The sequence below is a fragment of the endosymbiont of Lamellibrachia barhami genome (assembly GCF_011947365.2).
Taxonomy (GTDB): domain Bacteria; phylum Pseudomonadota; class Gammaproteobacteria; order Chromatiales; family Chromatiaceae; genus QGON01.
The window spans coordinates 3,924,338-3,926,322 of the sequence record NZ_JAAVSH020000001.1 but is presented as its reverse complement, the minus strand read 5'-3'; the positions used below and the strand labels follow the sequence as shown (position 1 = coordinate 3,926,322).

Annotated in this window: 1 protein-coding gene; it reads left to right on the top strand. The window is 55.6% G+C overall.

From position 1 onward, the window contains the following. The first annotated feature begins 227 nt into the window (after positions 1-227). Positions 228-1,958 (top strand): flagellar hook-associated protein FlgK, encoded by a 1,731-nt coding sequence (gene flgK, locus G9Q73_RS17940; protein ID WP_246345380.1) that lies wholly within the window; start codon positions 228-230, stop codon positions 1,956-1,958. The last annotated feature ends 27 nt before the right edge of the window (positions 1,959-1,985 follow it).

Below are 1,985 nucleotides of genomic sequence, written 5' to 3'. Positions count from 1 at the left end.
TACGGGAGTGCGTTGGGGAATACTTAACACAGCTGCTCATTTTGGTGCGCTGCGGTGCAGAGTGGTTATGCTTGGGCAGATCCGGGCTTGGCGCTGAGAAAGATCACGTAAGTGATGCAGGGTAAGGATGAAGCAGGCGGTGGCGGGACTCAAGGAGTCAGTCCACAAGCCGATATAAGGTTTCGAGTGTTTCCGTCTGGAATTCCGGCGGATGAGAGGTTAATGAGATGAGCGGTATTCTGTCGATTGGTGTTTCTGCCCTGCTGAGTAATCAGCAGGCGTTGAATACCGTTGGCCACAACATCGCCAACGTCAACACTGAGGGCTACAGCCGTCAGCAGGTGGACTTTTCGACCCGTAATACCGGCTATAACACAACCGGGTGGAACGGTTCAGGTGTCCAGCTGGCCGGTATCGACCGTCAGTACGATAACTTCCTCGCCACTTCGGTCAGGCGCAGTCAGTCCGCCACGGAAGAGCTCGATGTCTACTACAACTCCGCCCTGCGACTGGACAATCTGGTGGCCGATTCGGCACTCGGTATGGGGCCGGCCATGCAGGATTTTTTTGCTGCCGTCCAGGGGCTGGCTAATGATCCTTCAGCAGTCCCGGCACGCCAACTGGTATTGGCAGAAGCTGAATCACTGGTGGATCGGTTTCACTATATCGATGGCGAGATCGAGGCGGTGCGCAGCCGCCTGAACGATCAACTCGATTTTGCGGTCGATGAGGTCAATCGTCTGGCTACATCCATCGCCGAACTCAATGTGCAGGTGGCAAACGCCTCCAACAGTGGACTCTCAGCGCTGCCGAATGGTCTGCTGGATCAGCGTGATCAGATGCTCGATGAGTTATCAAAACTGGTCGACATACAGGTGCTCGAACAGCGCAACGGATCCATGAATGTCTTTATCGGCAAGGGACAGGCGCTGGTGATGGATACTCAGGCGGCGACGCTGTCAACCCAGAACAACAATGGTGATCCGGACCAGCGGGATCTGGCTTTTACCACTGTTTACGGTACCCAAGTGGTTACCGACCATATTACCGGCGGTCAACTGGGTGGTCTGCTCGGTTTTCGCGACGACATTCTTGACCCGGCCCAGAATCGTCTGGGGCTTGTTGCACTGGGCATTGCAGACGAATTGAACAGCCAGCACGCGCTGGGACTCGATCTTGATGGTCTGGCCGGTGCCGATCTCTTTTCCATGGGCAGTGTCGATATTCTGCCCAACGCCAGCAATGCGGGTGGTGCGGTGAGCGCCACCTATACCAATGTGGGAGATCTGACCGCCAGCGATTACACACTGCAATACACGGCGCTGAATACCTACACTCTGACGCGCCAATCCGATAATCAGACGTTCAACATCAACACCGGAGGCGCTTCGCCCTTTACCTACGCTCAGGATGGATTCTCTTTGAGTATTGATTCGGCAGGTGTTGCGGTAGGTGACAGTTTTCAGATACGTCCCACCCGCGACGGCGCGGATGGTTTCGATCTGTTGATTCACGATACGGACAAACTGGCAGCCGCCAGCCGCCTGTCGAGCCAGCCCCTTACCGATGCCAACGGCAATCCTGCCAACAGTGGTGATGCGGTGATGAGCCAGCCGGTGGTTTCGAATACGAATGGACTGCCTTACGGTGCCGCGATGCAGTTCACCTTTGTCGCTGATGCGGATGGTGCGGGCAATCCAGGTTTTACCGTTGCCAACGGCCCAGTGGGCGCACCCAATGATTACATCCTCTATGACCCGGCCACCGAAAGCACCGGCAAGTCTTTTCCGGTGACGGCCAAGGTTGGCCAGTTCGATGCCTTTGGTGGTATCTCCTTCTCCATCTCCGGCACGCCGGTAGCGGGGGATCAGTTTACTGTGGGCAATAATACCAACGGTAAGAGTGACAATCGCAATGCATTGACGATGGCGGGTCTTCAGGGGATGGATACCCTGTAGCAATACGTAACCGAACGAAGTACAATA

What these genes read in the sequence shown, in the direction of transcription:
- flgK (WP_246345380.1), top strand. Translation starts at nt 228, where the DNA reads ATGAGCGGTATTCTGTCGATTGGTGTTTCTGCCCTGCTGAGTAATCAG.